Annotated in this window: 20 protein-coding genes; 12 read left to right on the top strand and 8 right to left on the bottom strand. The window is 66.1% G+C overall.

All coding sequences use genetic code 11. The features are described from left to right. The 8 genes from WMK75_RS14780 to WMK75_RS14745 form a co-directional block, all read right to left on the bottom strand. A partial coding sequence (locus WMK75_RS14780) for a hypothetical protein (RefSeq protein WP_347268391.1) occupies positions 1–194 on the bottom strand: 194 nt, incomplete at its 3' end. An 84-nt stretch (positions 195–278) separates the two neighbouring features. Next, positions 279–2867 carry a DEAD/DEAH box helicase family protein gene (locus WMK75_RS14775; RefSeq protein ID WP_347268390.1) on the bottom strand — a complete coding sequence of 863 codons (2589 nt, stop codon included), beginning with the start codon at positions 2865–2867 and terminating at the stop codon, positions 279–281. A 3-nt stretch (positions 2868–2870) separates the two neighbouring features. Next, positions 2871–5042, bottom strand: coding sequence for a DNA methyltransferase (locus WMK75_RS14770; protein ID WP_347268389.1), 2172 nt, complete (start codon positions 5040–5042; stop codon positions 2871–2873). Between the two features lie 316 nt (positions 5043–5358). Next, positions 5359–6123: a hypothetical protein gene (locus WMK75_RS14765; protein ID WP_347268388.1), complete on the bottom strand. Its 765-nt coding sequence runs from the start codon at positions 6121–6123 to the stop codon at positions 5359–5361. Further along, a complete protein-coding gene (locus tag WMK75_RS14760; RefSeq protein WP_347268387.1) occupies positions 6062–6577 on the bottom strand; it encodes a DUF488 domain-containing protein in 516 nt (171 codons plus the stop codon). The genes WMK75_RS14765 and WMK75_RS14760 overlap by 62 nt, the downstream gene beginning before the upstream one ends. Before the next feature lie 57 nt (positions 6578–6634). After that, positions 6635–7045, bottom strand: coding sequence for a hypothetical protein (locus tag WMK75_RS14755; protein WP_347268386.1), 411 nt, complete (start codon positions 7043–7045; stop codon positions 6635–6637). Next, entirely contained in the window at positions 7042–8364 is a 1323-nt protein-coding gene (locus WMK75_RS14750) for a recombinase family protein (protein ID WP_347268385.1), read from the bottom strand. The genes WMK75_RS14755 and WMK75_RS14750 overlap by 4 nt, the downstream gene beginning before the upstream one ends. Beyond that, positions 8361–8816 carry a DUF2924 domain-containing protein gene (locus tag WMK75_RS14745; protein WP_347268384.1) on the bottom strand — a complete coding sequence of 152 codons (456 nt, stop codon included), beginning with the start codon at positions 8814–8816 and terminating at the stop codon, positions 8361–8363. Before WMK75_RS14745 ends, WMK75_RS14750 begins: the two co-directional genes overlap by 4 nt. A 361-nt stretch (positions 8817–9177) precedes the next feature. Here WMK75_RS14745 and WMK75_RS14740 point away from each other — a divergent pair, with 361 nt between their 5' ends. The 12 genes from WMK75_RS14740 to WMK75_RS14685 all read left to right on the top strand — a co-directional run bounded on the left by WMK75_RS14740 (position 9178) and on the right by WMK75_RS14685 (position 20236). After that, the gene (locus WMK75_RS14740) at positions 9178–10413 is read left to right on the top strand and encodes a hypothetical protein (RefSeq protein WP_347268383.1); all 1236 of its coding nucleotides are present in this window, start codon (positions 9178–9180) and stop codon (positions 10411–10413) included. Next, complete coding sequence (locus tag WMK75_RS14735) at positions 10382–11359, top strand: hypothetical protein (protein WP_347268382.1); 978 nt, start codon at positions 10382–10384, stop codon at positions 11357–11359. Before WMK75_RS14740 ends, WMK75_RS14735 begins: the two co-directional genes overlap by 32 nt. Positions 11360–11465: 106 nt before the next feature. Beyond that, positions 11466–12059: a hypothetical protein gene (locus WMK75_RS14730; RefSeq protein WP_347268381.1), complete on the top strand. Its 594-nt coding sequence runs from the start codon at positions 11466–11468 to the stop codon at positions 12057–12059. Positions 12060–12081: 22 nt separating this feature from the next. Further along, positions 12082–12471, top strand: coding sequence for a hypothetical protein (locus WMK75_RS14725; RefSeq protein WP_183828790.1), 390 nt, complete (start codon positions 12082–12084; stop codon positions 12469–12471). Then, entirely contained in the window at positions 12471–13004 is a 534-nt protein-coding gene (locus tag WMK75_RS14720; protein ID WP_220603210.1) for a hypothetical protein, read from the top strand. Before WMK75_RS14725 ends, WMK75_RS14720 begins: the two co-directional genes overlap by 1 nt. After that, complete coding sequence (locus WMK75_RS14715; protein ID WP_220603211.1) at positions 13001–13855, top strand: ATP-binding protein; 855 nt, start codon at positions 13001–13003, stop codon at positions 13853–13855. The genes WMK75_RS14720 and WMK75_RS14715 overlap by 4 nt, the downstream gene beginning before the upstream one ends. A 4-nt stretch (positions 13856–13859) precedes the next feature. After that, entirely contained in the window at positions 13860–14585 is a 726-nt protein-coding gene (locus tag WMK75_RS14710) for a hypothetical protein (protein WP_220603212.1), read from the top strand. Continuing rightward, positions 14582–14815 (top strand): hypothetical protein, encoded by a 234-nt coding sequence (locus tag WMK75_RS14705; RefSeq protein ID WP_220603213.1) that lies wholly within the window; start codon positions 14582–14584, stop codon positions 14813–14815. Before WMK75_RS14710 ends, WMK75_RS14705 begins: the two co-directional genes overlap by 4 nt. A 224-nt stretch (positions 14816–15039) precedes the next feature. Then, positions 15040–15240, top strand: coding sequence for a DUF6511 domain-containing protein (locus WMK75_RS14700; protein WP_234184572.1), 201 nt, complete (start codon positions 15040–15042; stop codon positions 15238–15240). Positions 15241–15250: 10 nt separating this feature from the next. Next, complete coding sequence (locus WMK75_RS14695) at positions 15251–16024, top strand: PD-(D/E)XK nuclease family protein (protein WP_259400480.1); 774 nt, start codon at positions 15251–15253, stop codon at positions 16022–16024. Continuing rightward, positions 16021–17304: an AAA family ATPase gene (locus WMK75_RS14690; RefSeq protein WP_347268380.1), complete on the top strand. Its 1284-nt coding sequence runs from the start codon at positions 16021–16023 to the stop codon at positions 17302–17304. The genes WMK75_RS14695 and WMK75_RS14690 overlap by 4 nt, the downstream gene beginning before the upstream one ends. After that, positions 17297–20236, top strand: coding sequence for a toprim domain-containing protein (locus tag WMK75_RS14685; protein ID WP_347268379.1), 2940 nt, complete (start codon positions 17297–17299; stop codon positions 20234–20236). The genes WMK75_RS14690 and WMK75_RS14685 overlap by 8 nt, the downstream gene beginning before the upstream one ends. Positions 20237–20432 lie beyond the last annotated feature (196 nt).

The following is a 20432-nucleotide window of genomic DNA, read 5'->3' as shown; positions in this document are numbered from 1 at the left end:
CCACTTGCCCTCGCGAAAGCGTTCTCCCGATCCGGCTGCGGCCGGATTTTTCCGTTGTTTTCGAGGGTTATGCGGGACCGGCTGTTAACCGCCCCCGGCACCAGGAGGCTCGAAAGCGTTCTCTCCGGGTCGATATTCTCCGGACCTGTTAACCGCGCGCGATTCGGTTCAGTCTCGTAAGTATAGGAAATCAATGGTATCTCCCGTTCCTCACGAACTTAACCGTTCGAAAAACCAAATCCCCGGCGCGCGGGACCGGCATCGAACATCGGTGCTGTTCAGGTGACATAGTCGGACGCTGCTGCGCCCTCATATAGCGCCCTGATTGATGTCGCTGCGGATACTGCCGCACGCGTTGCCACTTCCTTCAGGTCGAGGACGCGGAACGTGTCGCCGATCTTCGCCACGGCCTCGATCCGGCGATACTGATCACCAAAGCGTTCGGCGTACTGCGCCAGCCCCTTCAGCTTCGGTATCGCGTCGCCGAACTGAATCCCGTGCGGATCCACGATATCGGCGGCTACGGTTCCATCCCCCTGCTGAACGAGAAAAACGAAGTCCGGCCGGACGATCTTTGGCTCCCCGCCGTCTTCATAGAGGATGCCGAGCGAGTCCTGGCTGGCCCGCGACGGGTTCCGATACCAGGCCATGGTTCCCGACCGCGCGAGTTCTGCGCTCACGACTTCGCCCTCCCAGGAGTTGAGGTCCTCGGGGAACATGCCCTTCTCGTCGCAAAGCATGTGCATCTCGAATGTCGGGAGCGGCGTTTCGGACCCGTTCGCCTCGCGGATTGTCGTGGCCTGCATCCAGGACGTCGGGCGCGCCAGGTCCACATCCATCGGATGCGCGCTCATCTCCCTGATCTGCCGGTAGACGTCCTGCCGCTCATCCGACAGATCCTTGATCTCGACCCGGAAACGGGTGAGCCATTGATTGGCCAGTTTCTCGGCCTCGGCTTCCAGCGTTTCGCGAACCTCCGGGATCAGCCCCAAGGCCGCGACCGTGACATGGGCGTCGATCAGCGCAGCTTCCATGTCGTCCGTGTCGCCTTCGTTCCGTGCAAGGTAGTTGCTGTAGGATGTGGCGAGATCGGGGCCGATCGTGCGTCCGGCGCGGCGGTAGGCATCCTCGATCACGGCGTAGTCGGCTTCTTCGAGGAAGTCGTCGAACGACATCTCCCCGCCCTTCAGATCGGCCTTCAGGCTCTTGCCTTCGACGGTCAGGACCGACTTTCGGGCAGTCTCGATTTCCACCTTGTAACGCGCCCGCACGCCGTCGAGCACCTTGTGCATCTCGGCATGGGCCGCCTTGCCGGCGTCCGCCAGCAGGCCATCCACGGCAAGCTCATGCGCCAGCGACGTGAGCCGCTTCACCGGTCGGGCGTGCCGTTTCGGCAGGGTCTGCGATGGCAACGAGAGCAGCTTGTCCCACACCGCCTCGGGGATCGCCGGGTTCGGCTTCAGCTCGACAGGGTTGATCAGCACCCGGCGGCCCGGCAGTTCCTCGCCGCCATCGCCACCGGACATCAGCGCCTTGGCGACGTCCTTGACCGAGGTTTCGTCGAAGAACGGCAACAGGCAGTCCACCGAGTTCAGCCGTTCATTGCCGGGGATGCGCCGGGCAAGCGGCGTGCGCACCATGCGGCCCAGAAGCTGGGTGATATGCGTCCTGTCCCGCGCGGGCCGGAACGAAACCATGACCTCGGCGCGCGGGCAGTCCCAGCCGGTGCTGATGGCGTCCTTGGCAATCAGCACACGGACCCAGGCCGATTCCTGTACGCGCTCGGGCGGGATGTAGGGCACGGTGTGGCGCCCGAAGGTCTGGGCGCTGTGCTCGCCGAACACATGCGCCACCGCATCCTCGGGCAGGTCCGGCCACTGCGCGTAGATGGTGTCGAGCGCCTTGCCGATGTCATCGTGTTCCGGCGCGTTCGGCACCTGCAGCACCATCAGCGGCTGCACGGTTCCCGCGTCATCCTGCTGCTCGCCATAGGTCGCCCAGGCTGCCGAGATTTCCTTCAGCCTGTCGGTGCCGCGGCGGACCAGCACGGTGTCGAACTGGCCGGCCTCCTTTGGCACATCGAGGATGATCGTGTCTTTCAGCAGGCCCGACGCCTGAACCTTGGCGGAATCCACCACAACGTTCGGCAGGGTCGCGCGGCCCTGCATGTCGGTCATCGCCGCGTTGAACCGCTCGACCGTGGCCGAGATGCCCCAGACGACCGGGATGCCGGGAACGGGCCCCGATCCGTTGATCAGCCGCTTGACGATGGTGGTCTTCTCGCCCGCGCCGGTCGCAGCGCGCATGCCGCGATGCGCCTCGTCCAGCACCAGATAGAGCGTCAGCGCCGGGTCATCGATGGTGTTCTGGATCGTGTCCCAGATGGTGAAGGACCGGCTGTCGGGCATCAGCCGCATCTGGCCGTCCTTCTCGATCCCCTCGTCGTCGGGATCATGCCCGCGCACCAGCAGGCTCGACTTGCCGAGCTTCTGCGTGTTCAGGAAGTAGATCTTCCCCGGCTCCAGCGCCTCGCGCTGGAAGGTGTTCTGCACCACCACAAGGTCCGAAAGTGTCAGCCGGTCCGACGCTTCCAGCAGACGGAAGCGCGACTGTTCGTTCAACGAGGGGTCGTCGCTGAACCAGATCACCACGGCGCCGGGGTCGGGCTCGATGTCGTAGTTGTCGTCACCGTGAAACAGCGCCTCGAACACCGCCGCCGCCATGACGGTCTTGCCCGCGCCCGTGGTGGCCGTCAGCGAGAAGGCATGCCTGTCGCCATCCTCGCGCCAGCGCCGCGACGCCTTCTTGAGGTTGACGAGCACGTTCTCGACGGCTTCTTCCTGATAATCCTTCAGCGTGAACTTCATGACTCAGCGGCCCATCGAGAAACGGAAGTTGGAAAGGTAGGACTCGTAAAGCCGCACCGGCTCGACGCCGTCCGGCAGGGATCGGGCCACCGCCTGAAACCGGCGGTCGTCGTCCGTGACCACATAGGCGATGCGCAGACCGCCTTGCGCGGCGACCGCATCGCAGAAGTCGCCTGCCTGGTCCAGATCGACCAGCAGGCCATAGGTATCGGCAACCTCCCATCCGGCGGCCGGCAGGTCGTCGATCCGGCGGCCTTCCGACCCCGCCCGCATCCACAACAGCGGCGCGATGCGCTGAAAGGCGAGGTTGTGGCCGACCGCGACCGGGGCCTCATAGGTCAGGGTGAAGAACTCGGCGTTTTCCTCGAACCCCTCGGCCATCGGGAATTCATCGGTGAACTTGTAGTCGCCCGCGATGTCCTTGCCCTCCGGCGTCTTGCCGGTGATGGCGGCACTGACGCGCGGCTTGGTGATGTAGTCGCAGATGCCCCACTTCTCCCAATCCGGATCGCCGGGGCGCAGGCCCGCCTTGCGAAGCGCCGCCTGTTCGTCGGCCGCCACCTCGTTGTTGGTGACCGAGATGCATTGCCGCCGCCCGCCATCCTGCCGGTTCAGCCGCATGACGGCATGGGCCGTGGTGCCGGAGCCGGAGAAGAAGTCGAGGATGATGGCGTTGGGTTTGCCTCGAACAAACAGGCGCAAGACATCCTCAACAGCATAAAGACTCTTCGGGAAAGGAAATTTTCGGCCCGGCAATAAAGCGCGAACAGTTTTCGTCCCATAATGTTCAGCATTGTGAGAGCGAAGGTTCCATTGCGTCGGTGGTGCTTTTGCGCCAGCCTCCTCATAATAGGCAATCACCGAGCCATCCGGATTATACCCCTCGGCTATAGCCCTTCCTTCTTCAATGTCGGCGATAGGGCCGCTTTTTAGGTACTGAATGATGTATGGCTGTGGCTTACCAGGTTGCGCTCTGCCTGCTCTGGCGTAACCCTTTCTCCACCTATCGATGAAGGTTGGCCCTGTCACTCCCCAGTTCATCTCCGTGCCATCGTCTCGCACAGGAAAAACCGCAACGCAGCCGGGGCGTGGCTCCACATCCAGTCGATCTTGCTCGTGTGGGATCGGCTTGCCAACTTCTTCGATTAAGCCGGTCGTCTCGCTTACATAAATCGGATAGAATTGTGCTGGGCGTGTCCTTCTAACCGATGAAAGGTCGCGCCGACGAGCCGTTTGCCAATCTAGGCCGATTTTTTGAGCATTTTCTTCTTCACCATTCTCGGTGTCCTTTTCCACTCCGTCGATCGGCCGACTTCCCAGAATTGGAGATGTGGTCGGAGTAACATCTTGCGAGCCAAACCGCGCAATAAAAATGTATTCATCAACGCGTTTAAATCCCTCGCTGACGCCAACTCCTTTGGGATTGATCTGTGTAGAGATCATCCTGATTCTCGCTTCCGGAAGCACTTGTTCCAGAAGTAAGCCCAGCCTGAGATATTCCTTCTCGTCAATGGTGACGATCAGTACGCTGTTGTTGGGGTTCAGCAGCTCCACCGCCAGCTTCAGCCGCCGCTCCATGAAGGCCAGCCATTTGGAATGGCGATACAGATCCTCGGATTCGACGTAATCGTTGTTGTACTTCCAGTCCCGCGCCCCGGTATTGTAGGGCGGGTCGATATAGATGGCGTCGATCTTGCCGCGATGGGTATAGGTCAGCGCCTCCAGCACATGGAAGTTCTCGCCGTTGATCACGCTGTGAAAGGGCTTGTCGCCGCCGCGCTCCACCTTCCCGGTACTGACAAGGCCGGGATAGATGTAGTCCCGGAACTCGGCCACCACGACCAGATCGGCAACCGCGACCTCGGCCGTCTCGGGGGCCTCCGCGTCAATCAGCGCCAGTTGCGCGCGTTTCGCGGCCCCCCGGCCGGCAAGCCGCGTCACCCGCCACAAACGCTGATCGCCGCGCGCGCCCGTTCCGCGCGGGGCCAAGATGCGCACCTTGTCGCCCCGCCGCACGGGCCGCCCCGGCAATTCCACGCTTTCGGGCCGGTGCCGCTCGAAATTCAGCCCGAAGGCCCGCCGCGACGCCAGCGCCCTGAACTCCCGCTCAAGCTCTTCCCCCAGCGCGCCGTCCCTGGCCTTGGCCCGCGCAATCAGATCCGTCAGACGCGACATGCCCGGCCCTCGTTCCCTTCAGTGCTACCGTGATGCCCCACGCGCGACGTTCCGCACAAGACATCAGCGCGCCGGGCCGCGGGTGGCCGATGCAAGGGTAAGGTGGTGGGGATCGCGTTCGCGGCTGTCATCAATACTTCGTCCTGTCAGGCGGCGACGAACTTGCCGAACGCCCTGCGAAAATGAGCTGACAGAACCGCCGTTTACCCGCGCAGACTAAACCGGGGGGCGAGGATGGCGCAAGCCGAATGGCGAACGGCGCTTGTAATCCTCGCGCGGTCACTACACGAGAACGGATAGTCCGCTTCCCCGGTTTTCAGAATAGCGATGTCTGGCCGGTGTCGTCCACCCGCAGGACGCCAAGCAACTGCCACGTCTGCGGACGCTTGGCCATGTTGCCGACACAGAACAGCATGCCCTTCCGAGGGTATTCTTCGTTGAACATCTTGCTCATCCAGTCGAGTGCCGCCTGGTCGGTTCCCTCCCGCCGGCGGCCGTTGAAGAACATCGCATGCGCCTCCCAATCGCCGTTTGCGCAGTCGTGCACTCCGGTGGCATCCTCGAACTTGAAGCGGAAATCGTAAGGACTGGGTTCGAGCGCCTTCAGCTGTTCGTCGAAGAACGACCCCTGACGCGCGGCTTCAGCATAGGTGCGCCGTTCCTGCTCGATCTCTTCCGGCTTCTTCGCTTTGAAGAAGAACCGGGTTTTCTGCGGCCGGATCAGTGCCAGTGACCTGCCTGCCGTCTCGGCCTCCTTTATGGATGCTGACACGAGTGGGTTGAGAAATGGAGCACGATCTTTCTGGGGCATGCTGCCGTCCACGGTGATGCTGTCTTCCATCACATGGCAACTTTCCACACGACGATCGCTGGTGGGAGGGCGATATTTGAAGTCGACCCACTCCCACCGCTTGAACGCGGCGCCGTCGGCGAGATGCCGGAAACGGATCGGGAAAAGCCTCTTGAACTCGCCATGGGCGGTCACCCCGGCGCAGCAGACCGTCTCCCCGTGGTTGGCGCTACGCTGCGGTAAGGCCTTCACCAGGATGGAAACGCGGGAGCTTTGAAGCGTGACGGACATATCGATCCGGATCGTCGGCGAACAGGTTGAAAATCTCGAAGCCCGTCTCGTCGATCACTTCCTGTGCGACGATGGTCCTGTGGCAGGTTTCCGGGTCGCGCTCGAAGCAGAGCAGGCATGTCGGCGCATCCTGAACGAAATCGACCAGTTCCCGCAGCGCCTCTTGCGCCGCACTGGTTTCGATATGCGCGCCGTAGATAGCGCGGAACAGATCGAAATCCCCGGCCCGGGCAGCTTCCCTGCCTGGCTTGGGATCGCCGAGGGCGATGAAATGCGAATATTCTATGCCTTCTTCCGCAAGACGCGCTGCGAGCCTGGTCTTGGAAAAGCCGACCTTGCGCGAGACGGCAACGGCGCGAACATCGGCCAGTTTCTTGATCCCGGCCGCCTTCAGGGTTCGGACGAACCGATCGATGTCGGTCCCTTCATAGCCAATTGTGAATACTGCGCTCATGCCTGCCCCATTTTTCTTGACCCTAACACGCCCGAGTCCAGACGTGAATCCCTCGATTCACCGCGGATCGTCGCTGTTGCGCGCTGCGTCAAGCAGGCGTTTTTGCTCGGTCCAGTGTTCCGGCAGGGGCTGGCGCAGCGATTCCAGCGTCAGGCTGCGCGGTTGACGACCATCAAGGATCGCCTCGACGAGATCGGGGGCGAGCTGCGCAAGTTGCATGGTCCGCGTCAGATACGGGGCTGCGATCTTCTCGTGTGCTGCCAGTTCCGCGATGGTGGCGAACTCTCCCGAGTCCAGCATGCGCTTCCAGCGGAAGGCGCGCGCCAGCGCCTTGACGAGGGCGCTGTCAGGGCGGCGCTGGGCGGGCGCGCCCTCGGGCAGATGCATCTCCTTCCGCCCGCCGCGCTTCACGAGGCGGAACGGGACGTGGATGGTGACGGTCTCGGGGATCGGCGTGGCGTGGGTCATGCAGCTGCTCCAATGTCGGTGGTCATTTCGCGCGCCAGCCCGGCCAGCCCATCCATGCGCAGGCGGACGTTCAGGCCTCCGGTGCCGATCTCGACCCGCTCGACCAGCAGGGTCACGATGCGCGCCTGTTCGGCGGGGAAGAGTTCGTCCCACAGCGGAACCAGCCGGGTCAGCGCCTCGCGGGCGTCCGCCTCGGTGATTTCGCCATCCTGCGCCCTTGCGGCTCTCCACGTCCCCGCCACGATCTCCGGCTGGCGGAACACCGCCCGCAGCTGTTCGACAACGGCCGCCTCGATCTCGCCCGCGGGCACGCGGCCGATGGGGCACGCCCCCGCGCCATGCTTCAGCACAGTCTGGCTGACGTAATAGCGATAGAGCCGCCCGCCCTTGCGGGTGTGGGTGGGCGAGAACGCGGCACCATCGGGACCGAAGAGTAGTCCCTTCAGTAGCGCGGGCGTGTCGGCGCGAGTCCGGGCGGCGCGCTTGCGGGGGCTTTCCTGCAGGATGGCGTGGACGCGATCCCACGCTTCGCGGTCGATGATCGCGTCGTGCTCGCCGGGATAGCTTTCGCCCTTGTGGACCGCCTCACCGATGTAGGCGCGGTTGCTGAGCATCCGGTAGAGGTATTTCTTGTCGATTCGGTTGCCGCGCGGCGTTCGGATTCCGCGCGTGCCAACCTCCCGCGCCAGTTCCGTGGCCGAGCCGATCTCGAGGAAGCGGGCGAAGATCCAGCACACATGCGTGGCGGCTTCGTCGTCGACCAGCAGCTTCCGGTTCTCGACCCGGTAGCCGTAGGGCGGGACACCGCCCATCCACATGCCCTTCCGGCGCGATGCGGCGACCTTGTCGCGGATGCGCTCGGCCGTGACCTCGCGCTCGAACTGGGCGAAGGACAGCAGGATGTTCAGCGTCAGCCGCCCCATGGAAGTGGTCGTGTTGAACGACTGCGTCACCGAAACGAACGTGACCCCGTTCCGGTCGAACACCTCGACCAGCTTGGCGAAATCCGCCAGCGAGCGGCTGAGGCGGTCGATCTTGTAGACCACCACCACATCGACCAGCCCGTCCTCGATGTCGGCCATCAGCCGCTTCAGGCCGGGCCGTTCCAGCGTGCCGCCGGAGATGCCGCCGTCGTCATACTGATCGCGGACCAGCACCCAGCCCTCGGAGCGCTGGCTGGCGATGTAGGATTCGCAGGCCTCGCGCTGGGCATGCAGGCTGTTGAACTCCTGCTCCAGCCCTTCCTCGGAGGATTTCCGGGTGTAGACGGCGCAGCGCAGCTTGCGGACGGGTTTCGATTTTTCCGGCGGCTTCGTCACGTCCGGCCCCTGTGGTTCCTGAGCCCGAAGAACACCCAGCCGTTCCAGCGGGTGCCGGTGATCGCGCGGGCGATGGCCGACAACGACTTGTAGGGCCGCCCCTGCCATTCGAATCCGTCGGCGGTGACCGTGACGATCTGTTCGACGCCCTGCCACTCGCGGACGAGCCGCGTGCCGGTGATGGGGCGGTCGTGATCGGCGCGGATGCTGCGCCTCGCCCGGTCACCGCCGTCCAGTTCCTCGCCCAGCCGTTCCAGCCGCCGGATGGTCTCGGGTTTCAACCCGCCATAGGCGAGTTCCTGAATGCGATAGGCCAGGCGGGATTCAAGGTAGCGCCGGTTGAACGGCGGTGGCTCGCTGTCGAACAACTCGCGCCACTGCGCCTTCAACTCGGGCGTCGGCGTGGTCTTCAGCGCGGCCAGGCGCGCGGGGATGGGATCGGGCTTGTTCATGCATTTCTCCGGTGTGTTGGAGTTGCATGACGGCATTGGTCGGCCGGATAGTGTAGGCAACTTTCTCCGGTTTTGTCAGATACTTCTCTGCCGTTCCGCATCCGCAACCGCACCAGCCCGAGCGCCAGCAGGCCGCACAGTTCCGTGCGGCGCTCGGCGGCGGTCATCAGGTCGGGCGGTAGCGGATTGGGGCGTTTCATGCGGGCCTCGGAGCGGTCGTCTCCTCTGGCCTCTACTCACCGGCATCGCGAAACGTCCCACGGCGGCGCGGCGCGACAATGCCGCCAATCGGACTCGACTCCCGGTTGATCTGTCGAGTAGAACATAATCAGAACAAGCCGCCCGTTTGCGAGGTATCCCCGTGGGTTCCGATCTCAAGAAATTCGTCAATCCGAAGTTCCTGAAAACCGTCGATCCGGGGCTGATGCGGGTCCTGTTCGATCGCCATTTCGGCGATGAGGTGCATCCGGTCGCCTTCGACGGTGATGCCGCTGCCGTCCGGGCGGCACTCGCGAAGTATTTCGAGGAGGCGGTCACCACCTGGAACGAGGGGCTTGTCGCCGATCTGCACCGGGTGGCGGACCTCGGCAGCAACGAGGGGATGCAGATCATCCTGAACGAGGCGCGCCGTCAGGGCGTGGTGCTTTATGCCGATCCGGATCCGGACGGGGACGACCCGGCCCCGGCGAAGCACGACCCGAAGCATGTCGCGCTGCACACCTATCTGCATCACCATCGCGTCTTCGAGGCTGCGGCGGACTTCCAGGCGCTGCGTGCCCCGACAGCGCTGGCCGAGTTTCGCGGCCCCGAGCGCGATGTCGGTGCCGATCTGACCGAGGCGTTGACGGAGGCCTTCAAGTCCGCGGCGATGAAACTCTTCGCCCGCGACCTTCAGGGGGAATACTGCCGCCTCGGGCCCTACGAGGAGGACGGCGAGATCAACCTCGTGGTCAGCCACGGCGCACCGGTCGCGACGACCCCGGTGGTGGATGGCGATCGCGAGCGGATCATCCCGCTTCGCGCCGTGAAATACGCCACGCTGCGTTACTCCCCGGCCGAGGCGCGGCTGTTCATCGGCGGGGTCGTGAAGGCTCAACAGGCCGATCTCGCCGAGATCTTCGCGAAACACGTCCTCGGGCGGCCCGGTTTCTTCTCGGGCAAGGACGCGCGCGACCTCTACACGCTCGATCTGATCAGCGATGCGGGTCCGGATTTCGCCTTCGACCACCGCTACGACGAGCATATCCTGGAAGTCCGGATCGTGGCCGCAGCCGCCGACCATTTCGAATGGGACGAGGACGAGGCGAAATGGCGCTACGTCCGGACATGGGAATCGAAGGATGCGGCGGGCGCCCTTCGGCACTTCCGGGGCAGCGAGGTGCGGTTCGGCAAGGGCTGGCGGCTCGGCGAGATCACCTTCCGGGTGTTCTTCAAGACCGAGACGAAGCGGCCGGCGCAGGTCACCGTGAAACTGAAGCCGCCGGGGACACTCGCCTTCCGCCGCACCCGGTTCGAAAAGACCATCCATGCGCTGATCGCGCGCCACGGACTGGAGAAGGACCGCGATGCTGGCCTGGTTGTGGAAGCGGCTGAGTGACGGCGGTGCGCAGGTCTCGATCTCGGGTCGGGCGCTGCGCCGGTTCCCCGAACGTGAGGTCGACCGCCTGCTGCGGGCGCGGGTGCTGATCGAACAGCGGAAGGCCGACAGCTGGTCGGTCTGTGCGCACTGTGACTGTGGCCTCGACGCGCGTCCGATCCGGGACATCAACGGTGTGCTTCGTGCATGCTGTCCGCACGACGTTGCCGAGGACCTGGTCCTCGACGAGCAGGACCTCCGGAGGTTCGGTCTCGACCCTGAAAAGCTGGTCGCCAGAATCGCGGCAAGTGGGGGACTTTCGGGTGGCATAGCCCCGATCGCCGAAGGCATCTGGATGATCGGCACAGAACCTTCCGGCGTGACCGTCGCGCTCTGCCGCGATTCCTGTCTGGTCGACGCGCCCGGCGCGATCCTGTCGATCAAGGCAGCCGTCAATGGCGCATCTGCGGTCCTGATTGCTTCGGACTTCAGCACACCTTTGATATTGCGTCTCAAGGAGGCCGGTCTGTCCACTGCCGTCCTGGGCGAGGTTCTGGTTTCCGACGGCACGGGAACGGATCGTCTCGAACCGGAGCGCCTTGCCGATGCCGCTCGCACATCGGCCACCGTCACTGAGGCCGAAGCGGTACCCGAAGCGCGCCTTCGGATTTCCCGCGCGCGACGCACCGTGCACATCGACGGCCGCGACATCGTTCTTTCGCTGACCGGCTTCGACGCCTTTCTCGGAGCGGCGGAGAAGGTCGTCGCTGGCGAAGTCATGCTGACTTATCAGGAGCTTCATTCCCTCACCAACCGGGCCAGCCACCGCGATGTCATCAATGAACTGCGCGACCAGTTCGAGAAACACGGCCTGACGCGCAAACAGACGTTCGATCTGGTGAGGACCATACACGGTCGCGGCATGACGATCGGCCTGTCAAGGAGCGACATCGACGTTCGCGACTGACCCATTCCACGATTCGCCCACGATTTTCCCACGCCATTCCCACCAATGAGGGGCGGCTGCACGGCAGCCTCGGAACAACAGCAATGATGTTCCGAGGCTTCACGACATGCATCCCCCGATTTCCCCCGCCGACCTTGCCACCCTGATCGACGAGGCCGCGCTTGCCGCGCGCCGCCTGCACCGCAAGTTGGTGTTGCCCGCCGCCGATCTCGATGATCTCCGCCAGGACCTGCTGGTCGATCTGATCTGCCGGTTGCCCGGCTTCGACGCCCGGCGCGGCAGCATCGGCGCCTTCGCCAACATCGTCCTGCGCAACCAGTCGTCGCGCATCGCCATCCGTCACCACCGCCAGCGCCGCGCGCAGGGTGGGTCGCTGCTCTCGCTCGAGGTTCCGCTGGCCGGTACCCGCGAGCCGGTCGGCGACACGCTGACCGAGGACGACGGGCTTGCCGCCTGGCACGGCCAGACCTGCTGCGCCGCGGCCGTCACCGAACTGCACCACACCCTGCAGGCAGCTCTCGCGCGGCTTCCGGCCGAGGATCGCCGGTTCTGCGCGGCGTTGGCGCATCGCCCCGTGACCGCCCTCGTGGCCGAGGGTTTCGGCAGCCGGTCCGCGCTCTACCGCCGCCTCGCCGATCTCCGTCACGTCCTCACCGTCCACGGTCTCGGTCCCGCCTGGGACGATCTCGCGGCGGCCTGAGTAGAGGCGAAAGGAGGAGATCATGTTCATGGGCACCACCCCCTTCATCACGGTCCGCGCCCGCCGACCGCTCACCGAGATCGAGTTCTGCGCCTGGGTGGCGCAGGCCGTGCCGGGCGACCGGCTCGAATACCATCGCGGCTTTCTGGTTCTCGACATCTTCCCGATGTTCGCCCGGTTGCCGGATCAGCAGCGCGCGGAACTGGCACGGCTCGGGTCGCGCGCCTTCTGGGCGGCCGAACAGGGCCTCGTGCACCTGGTGCAGGAGCGCACGGGCCCCGACCAGTTCGCCTACATCGCCGTCGCCCGCCCCAAACCGAAGGCCGCAGCCGTCTCGCTGTCCGCGCTCCTGCTCGCCGAGCAGGGGCAGCCCGACCACGCCACCGGTTCGAGTGGTCGGGCTGCCGCGTGATGACCGCCTTCCAATCCCTTTTTGCCGATCATGGAGACCCTTACATGCCGTTCCCCGCGAACACCCCCACCGTCGACGACCTGCCGGGCCTCGGCTTGCAGGACATCGCCCAGCTGCCCGTCGAACTGCTGGCCATCCTGCAGCGCGACGTCGATGAGCGCATCAAGCGTGACAAGGCCGCGAAGGCTCGCCTCGATGGCGCGCTGATCGTCCGCTACGCCACCCGCGCCGCCGAGGAGCGGCAGGCGGCGGGCAAGGACACCGGCACGATCCGCTTCGACGATGGTGATTTCACCGTGGTCGCCGATCTGCCGAAGCGGGTCGACTGGGATCAGGATCGCCTCGCCGCCATGGTCGAGCGCATCCGCGCCGCCGGGGACGACCCCGCGCAGTATGTCGACATCGCCTTCAAGGTGCCCGAGCGCAAATACGCCGCCTGGCCCGATGCGATCCGCGCCGGTTTCGAGCCCGCGCGCACCGTCCGGCCCGGGACGCTGAAGATCGAGATCGTCCCGCAGGGAGGCGATCAATGAGCCTGCGCATCATTTCCGCTGACGACCGGCTGCGCGAGGCGCAGGGCAAGACCACGATGGCGCTCTTCGGGCCGAGCGGCGCGGGCAAGACCACGCTGCTGAAGACCCTGCCACCCGCCGAGACGCTCTGCATCGACTTGGAGGCGGGCCTCAAGTCCGTCCAGGACTGGCCTGGCGACAGCATCCCGATCCGCCGCTTTGCCGACGCGGTCGACATCGCCTGCGTGATCGGCGGCGCGAACCCGGCCGCCCAGCCCGAGGAGCATTTCTCGGAGGCGCATCATGCGCATCTGCGGGCGCAGCATCCCGAGCTGGCCGAGAAGATCGACACGAAGCGCATCATCTTCGTCGACAGCATCACCGACCTGACACGCCAAGCCATGGCATGGGCCAAGACCCGGCCCGAGGCGCTGTCGGAACGCACCGGCAAACCGGACACGCGCGGCGCTTACGGGCTCTTGGCGCGCGAGGTCATCGGGCTCTTGAAGCACCTCCAGCATGCGCCCGGCCGCACCGTGATCTTCGTCGGCATCCTCGAGAAGGTCGTCGACGACATGAACCGGGTGACCTGGCAGCCGCAGATGGACGGCGGAAAGGTCGCCCGCGAGCTCCCCGGCATCGTCGATCAGGTGCTGACGATGAGCCTGTTCACACAGGATCCCGGTGCGGGCCCCGATGCGCCCCCGACCTGGCGGCACGATCCCGACAAGGGCAATGCGCGCCGCCTCGTCTGCCAGTCCGGCAATCCGTTCGGCCTGCCGGCCAAGGACCGCAGCGGCCGGCTCGACATGACCGAGCCGCCCGACCTCGGCGCGCTCCTCACCAAGATCAACCAACCCCGGAAAGGATGACGACATGACCTTCGACATGAACGACGTGGAGCCGCAGCAGTCCGGCGACCTGATCCCCGACGGCACCTTCGCCAAGGTGGTGATGACGCTGCGCAAGGGCGGTACCGACGGATCGAGCGACGCGGATCGCGGGCTGCTCAAGCCCTCGAACCAGCCCGGCAGCGACGTGCTGATGCTCGATGCCGAGTTCACAGTCGCCGAGGGCCCGCATGCCCGGCGCAAGTTCTGGCAGAACTTCACCGTGCAGGGCGGGAAGCTCGACGAGCAGGGCCAGTCGATTGGCTGGAAGATCTCGAAATCGACCTTCCGCGCCATGATCGACAGCGCGCTTGGACTGAACCCCGAGGACATGAGCGAGGCAGCGAAGGCCAAGCGGGTGCTGCGCGGGCTCGCCGATCTCGACGGGATCAGCTTCGTGGCCAAGATCCAGATCGAGCCGAGCCGCAACCCCGCCTACAAGGACGCCAACAAGCTCGACCATGTCGTGCTGCCCACTGCGCCCGAATGGCAGAAGGTGATGGCGGGCGAGCCCGTGCCCGCGCAGCCGTCAAACAAGCCCCGGCCCGCCGCAGCAGCCACGCAGCCGGCGACCCCGGCATGGGGCCAGCCGCAGGCGGCCTCCGCGCCGGCGGCGCCTGCCTGGGGCGCGCCGTCGGCTCCCGACCAGCCCGCCACCCAGACCCCGCCCGCCGCCAAACCCGGCAACGGCCCGGCCTGGCTGAACCCGTGAGCCCGGACGAATGGCAGGCGCATGTCACCACGGAGGCGGCACGGGCGATGGGACGCTGGCTCGAGGCGCGCGGGCGTCTCGACCGCCCCATCGCCAGCCTGACCCGGCGCGATCTGGAATGCATGGCTTCGAACGCCATCAGCCGGTTCATCGTGCTGTCCTCCGAGCGCCGGACCGCCGCACCGGACAAGGAGGAGCGCGACACGCTGGACCTGCTGCTCATGGGGTGAGCGGCGTCTCGGAAAGGCGGCGGGGGAGCGTTTCAGCCGCGAACGGGCGGAGCCATCCTTCGCGCGCCGATCTCGCCCGGCGCGTGCCCTGCGCTCACTGCGGCCGCGAGGCCCGGGGCTTCGGCTACTGCCACGGCCTGCGCTGGGACCGTCACCCTCATTACCGCTTCTGCTCGATGGCTTGCCTGATGGCGGGCTCGGCCAACGCCAAAAGGAACCACGGCATGATCGACAAGACCGACATGGAGACGCGCGCCATCGTGGAGGCCCGCCGGATGCTCGCCGAGGCGCTGACGGAGATGGGCCTGATGGAGCCCTTCTTCGACCGCCCGGCCGCGGACATCGACCGCGTGATCGAGGCCTGCGTCGACGGCTTTCAGGCCTCGATGCAGCGCCAGTCCGACAACGGCGATGTGCCGTTCTGAGGGGGTGCGGATGCTGGTCGATTTCAACCACGGATCGGGCTTCGTCTATGGCCGCGACGCCTCTGAACCGGAACCCCTCGGCGCGCGGATCAACGGCCGCATCGATGCCGCGCTGGAGGCCGAACGCGAGGGGCAGCGCCCGCGCGACTATCTGGGCGCCAGCCGCATCGGCGAACCCTGCGCGCGGCGGCTGGTCTACGAGGTCACCCACACGCCGCCCGATCCCGGCAAGGATTTCGAGGGGCGCGTTCTTCGCATCTTCGCGGCCGGGCATGTCTTCGAGGATCTGGCGATCCGCTGGCTCCGGCAGGCCGGGTTCGATCTGCGCACGCAGACGCAAGCTGGCGGCCAGTTCGGTTTCGAGACGGCGGGTGGGCGCATTCGTGGCCATGTGGACGGCGTGATCGTCGGCGGCCCGGAGATCGGCCTCGAATGGCCTTTGCTCTGGGAGCACAAGGCGCTGAAAGCCTCGTCCTGGTCGGACACGGCGAAGAAAGGCGTGCAGCTCTCGAAGCCCGTCTACTTCGGCCAGATGCAGATCTACATGGCCTATATGGGCCTCGGGTCCGCGCTTTTCACCGCGCTGAACAAGGACACCTGCGAGCTCTACCACGAGCATGTGCCGTTCGATCCGGCCGCCGCGCAGGCGCTGTCGGACAAGGCGGTCGACGTGCTGCGCGCCGCGGACGCAGGCGATCTGCTGCCCCGCATCGCGACCAGCCCCGACTTCTTCCTCTGCCGGTTCTGCCCCTTCGCAACCCGCTGCTGGGAGGACCGGGCATGACCGTCATCCTTTCTGATACCCAAGGCCGCGCCATCGCCGCGATCCGCGACTGGTACGAGACGCGGCGGCACGACCAGCAGATCTTTCGACTGTTCGGCTATGCCGGGACCGGCAAGACCACGATCACCGCCATGGCGATCGAGGCTTTGGGGCTTGAGCCGATGACCCCGGGCGGGCTTGGCGGCGTGCTCTTCGCTGCCTTCACCGGCAAGGCGGCGCTCGTGATGACGCGCAAGGGCACGCCCGCCCAGACCATCCACAGCCTGATCTACCGGGTCTCGGAGGCGACGCCCGAAGAGATCGCGCGCGCGACCGAGGATCTGGCGGCGCTGCGGCGCGACCTGCCGCGCATGAGTCCGGCCGAGCGCGGGTTCGCAATGACGCGCATCGCCCAGCTCGAGCTGCGCCTCGAAGACATCCACCAGCCGAAGTTCCTGATCAACGAGCAGTCGATCCTGCGCGACGCGGACCTCCTGGTGCTCGACGAGGTGTCGATGGTGGGCGAGGAGATGGCCCACGATCTCATGGCCTTCGGCAAGCCCATCCTGGTGCTGGGCGATCCGGGCCAGCTTCCGCCCGTGAAGGACACAGGCTTTTTCACCGAAACTGCACCGGACGTGATGCTGACCGAGGTGCACCGCCAGGCGGGCGACAGCGCCATCCTGCGGCTTGCGACGCTGGCCCGCCAGGGGCTGCCGATCCCGGTCGGCGCGCATGACGACCATGTCTGGAAGATGTCGCGCCACGAGGTCGGCCCTGGGCAGATGCTGCAGGGCGGCCAGGTGATCTGCGGCACCAACGCGACGCGGCGCTGGCTGAACACCGCAATGAAGCGCGCGGCCGGGTTCGGCGCCGATTATCCGACAGGCGGCGGCGAGAAGATCATCTGTCTCAAGAACCGCCACGATCTCGGGCTGATCAACGGCATGTTCCTGACCCTGACCGAGGTGCGGCAGGATTCGGACGACGCCTTCGCCTTCAGCGCCATGGTCGAGACCGAGGACGGGGTGAGCCTCGGCGGACGGCAGAGCTTCTGGCGCGGCGAATACGCCGATCATGTCGCCTACGACCCCGAGCGCGGGCGACGGGAGTGGCAGATCCGGCGCGGGCTGATCGAGTCCAGCTGGGGCTACGCCATCACCTGCCACAAGTCGCAGGGCTCGCAATGGGAGAACGTCGTCGTGTTCGACGACGGGTTCGGGCGCAGCGCCGCCGACCGCAACCGCTGGCTCTACACCGCGATCACGCGGGCCGAGAAAGGTCTGGTGATCCTTGCTTGACCTCAACGACGCCAAACCGCTCGGCGGCGAGCCTCTGCGCTACGATCTCGATCTGGTGGTGGCGCGCCTGCGCGAGACCGCCGAGACTTGGGTGCCGCGCCTGTTTCCGCGCGGGCGCAGGTCGGGCGACGAGTGGCGGCTCGCCAACATCCGGGGCGACGCGCCGCGCAATACCGGCTCCTGTGTCATCACCTTGCGCGGCGCGCATGCTGGTGACTGGATCGACTTCGACGGCAATCAGGGCGGTGGCCCGATCAGCGCCATCGAGGAGGCGACCGGGCTCGACGGCCGGGCGCTGATCGTCGCGGCAGCAGAACTCGCGGGCATCGCGCCAGGCGCACCGGAACGCCGCGCACCGCCGACGCCCCCCCCATTGAAGCGCGATCCCGCGCTCGAGATCGCGCACATCCTGGCGGGTGCGGAGACGATCACGGGCTCTCCGGTCGCGCGGTATCTGACCGGACGCGGCCTGATGGTGCCCGAGGCCGCCGATCTGCTGTTTCACCCTGACCTGACCCATTGGGAGACGAAGACCGGCTATCCGGCCATGCTTGGCCAGGTCCGCGACCGCGATGGCGCGGTCATCGGCCTGCACCGCAGCTACCTCGCCACCGATAAGGTGGCGGTCACCAAGGCGCCACTCGACAAGGCCAGGAAGATGCTGGGCCGAGTGGCTGGTGGCGCGGTGCGTCTCGCCGATCTCGGCGACGGCGATCGGCTTGCGCTTTCCGAAGGCATCGAGACCGGCCTCGCGGTGATGACCGCATGCCCCGATCTGCCGGTCTGGGCGACGTTGTCGACATCGGGCCTCGAACAGGTCGATCTGCCGCCTGGCGTCCGGCGCGTGCTGATCCTGGCCGACAACGACACCTCCGGGGCCGGTCTGCGGGCCGCCGAGGCCGCCGCCCGGCGCCTGCGCGCGCAGGGGCGCGACGTGGCCGTCGTCTTGCCGCACGAGGAAGGCGAGGATTTCAACGACCTGCTGCTGCGCGAAGGGTCTGAGGCTGTCGCGGCCCTGATCGCCGATGCGGAGGCCATAACCGAGGCTGAGCCCACGCTGCTGATCGGTCAGCATCGGCCGGTCAACTATCAGGGCAGCGGCGAGGCCATCCCGACCTTGCGCGCAGACGAGGGCGATCTCGCCCGCTCGGTGGAGCGGGTGTGGAGCCTGCTGATGGCTTCGAACCGGACGCCATGGGTGTTCCGTTTCGCCGGGCAGCCGACATGGGTGGTGCCCGACGACGAGGGCCGTCCGGTCGCAACCGCGATCACCGAGGAACGGCTGCGTCACATGCTTGCGCGGCTGGCGCATTGGAAGAAGCTGAACGGCAAGGGCGAGCTGGTCGCGGCCCCGCCGCCGATCGCCGTGGTCAAATCCGTGCTGGCCACGCCCGACCCCGCTCTGCCGGTGCTGGTGGGCATCGTCAACACACCCGTCTTCGGCCGGGGCGGCACGCTGCTGACCACGCCGGGATATCATCCCGACGCGCGGCTTCTCTATGCCCCGACGCCCGGGTTCGTGGTGCCGACCATCCCGGCCAAGCCGTCAACCGCCGAGGTTGCCGCCGCCCGCAGCCTCCTGTGCGAGGATCTGCTCGGCGACTTCCCGTTCGTCGGTCCCGCCGAGATGGCGCATGTGATCGCGCTGCTGCTGCTCGGCTTCCTGCGGGGCATGATCGACGGGCCGACCCCGCTGCACCTGATCGAGAAGCCCAGCCCCGGCTCCGGCGCCACGCTGATGGTCGATGCCGTGGCCACCATCCTTACCGGTTCGGGCGCGAGCGTCATGACCGAGGGGCGCGACGACGACGAATGGCGCAAGCGCGTCACCGCGAAGCTGCGCCAGATCCCCGCCATCGTGCTGATCGACAACCTGCGCGCCAAGCTCGACAGTTCCGCCGTTGCGGCCGCCCTGACGGCGCCATTCTGGGAGGACCGGATCCTCGGCGCATCGGAAATGGCGCGGCTTCCGATCCGCTGCCTCTGGATCGCCACTGGCAACAACCCCGAGTTCTCCAACGAGATGGCGCGCCGCCTCCTGCGCATCCGGCTCGATCCTCACGAGGAGCGCCCCTGGCAGCGCACCGGCTTCCGCCATCCCGATCTGATGACATGGGTGCGCGCGAACCGCCCCCGGCTGGTCGCCGCCTGCCTCACGCTCTGCCAGGCGTGGATCGCCGCCGGTAAGCCGCGCGGCGCGCGCACCATCGGCTCCTTCGAGAACTGGGCGCATGTCGTGGGCGGCGTGCTCGAGGTTGCCAGCGTTCCCGGCTTCCTCGGCAATCTCGACGAGTTGATGGAGGCCTCCGACAGCGAGGGCGCGGGCTGGAGCGCCTTCATCGCCGCCTGGTGGGACCGGTTCGGAACCGCCGAGGTGGGCGCGGCCGACCTCTTCGACGTGGCCCTGTTCTGCGATCCGGCGCCCCCGATCACCGGCCACACGGACCGCGCGCAGAAGACCAGCTTCGGGATCGCCATCAAGAAGATGCGGGACCGCGTGTTCCGGGTGGGCGATCTGAACCTCAGGCTGGTTCAGGCGGGCACGTTTCGGCGGGCCGTCAAATGGCAGCTGAAGGTCTCCGAGCAGCCGTCGCGTCCGCAATCGGGCGCACGAGGGCCCGACGCGTGTGAACCTCGAGGCGCGGGTGTGAACCTCCAAAACCGAGGTTCACACGATCAAGCCGTTGATCGGACTGCCAAATGTGAACCTTGTGAACCTTGTGAACCTCTCCCAACCCTTACGCACGCGCGCGCGCACGCACATGCGAAGGATGATACCGGAAAAGGTTCACAAGGTTCGCGAGGTTCACAAAGCCAAGTGAATTCAGAGCCTTGTGCGTGTGAACCTCCGTGTGAACCTCCGTGTGAACCTCCCGCGGCAGGTTCACGAGGTTCGCCCGTCCCCGACTGGCTGCGGGAGCTCGATCCATGAGCTCCGCATGCACCACCCATCACCCCATCGAGCACCAATCCGGAAAGGAGCCGATCATGGCCCACGTATCTCTGACCCCGACACCCATGAGCGCCCCGTGCCCCGGCGCGCCTGTCGTCCTCGCCCTCGATCTCGGCACCACGACCGGCTGGGCCCTGCAGGCGGCGGACGGTCTGATCACCAGCGGCACCGTGTC

Origin of the sequence: Paracoccus sp. (in: a-proteobacteria), assembly GCF_039808215.1 — a bacterium.
GTDB lineage: Bacteria > Pseudomonadota > Alphaproteobacteria > Rhodobacterales > Rhodobacteraceae > Paracoccus.
Note: the sequence above shows the minus strand (reverse complement) of the source record. Positions and strands in the feature narration are given on the sequence as shown.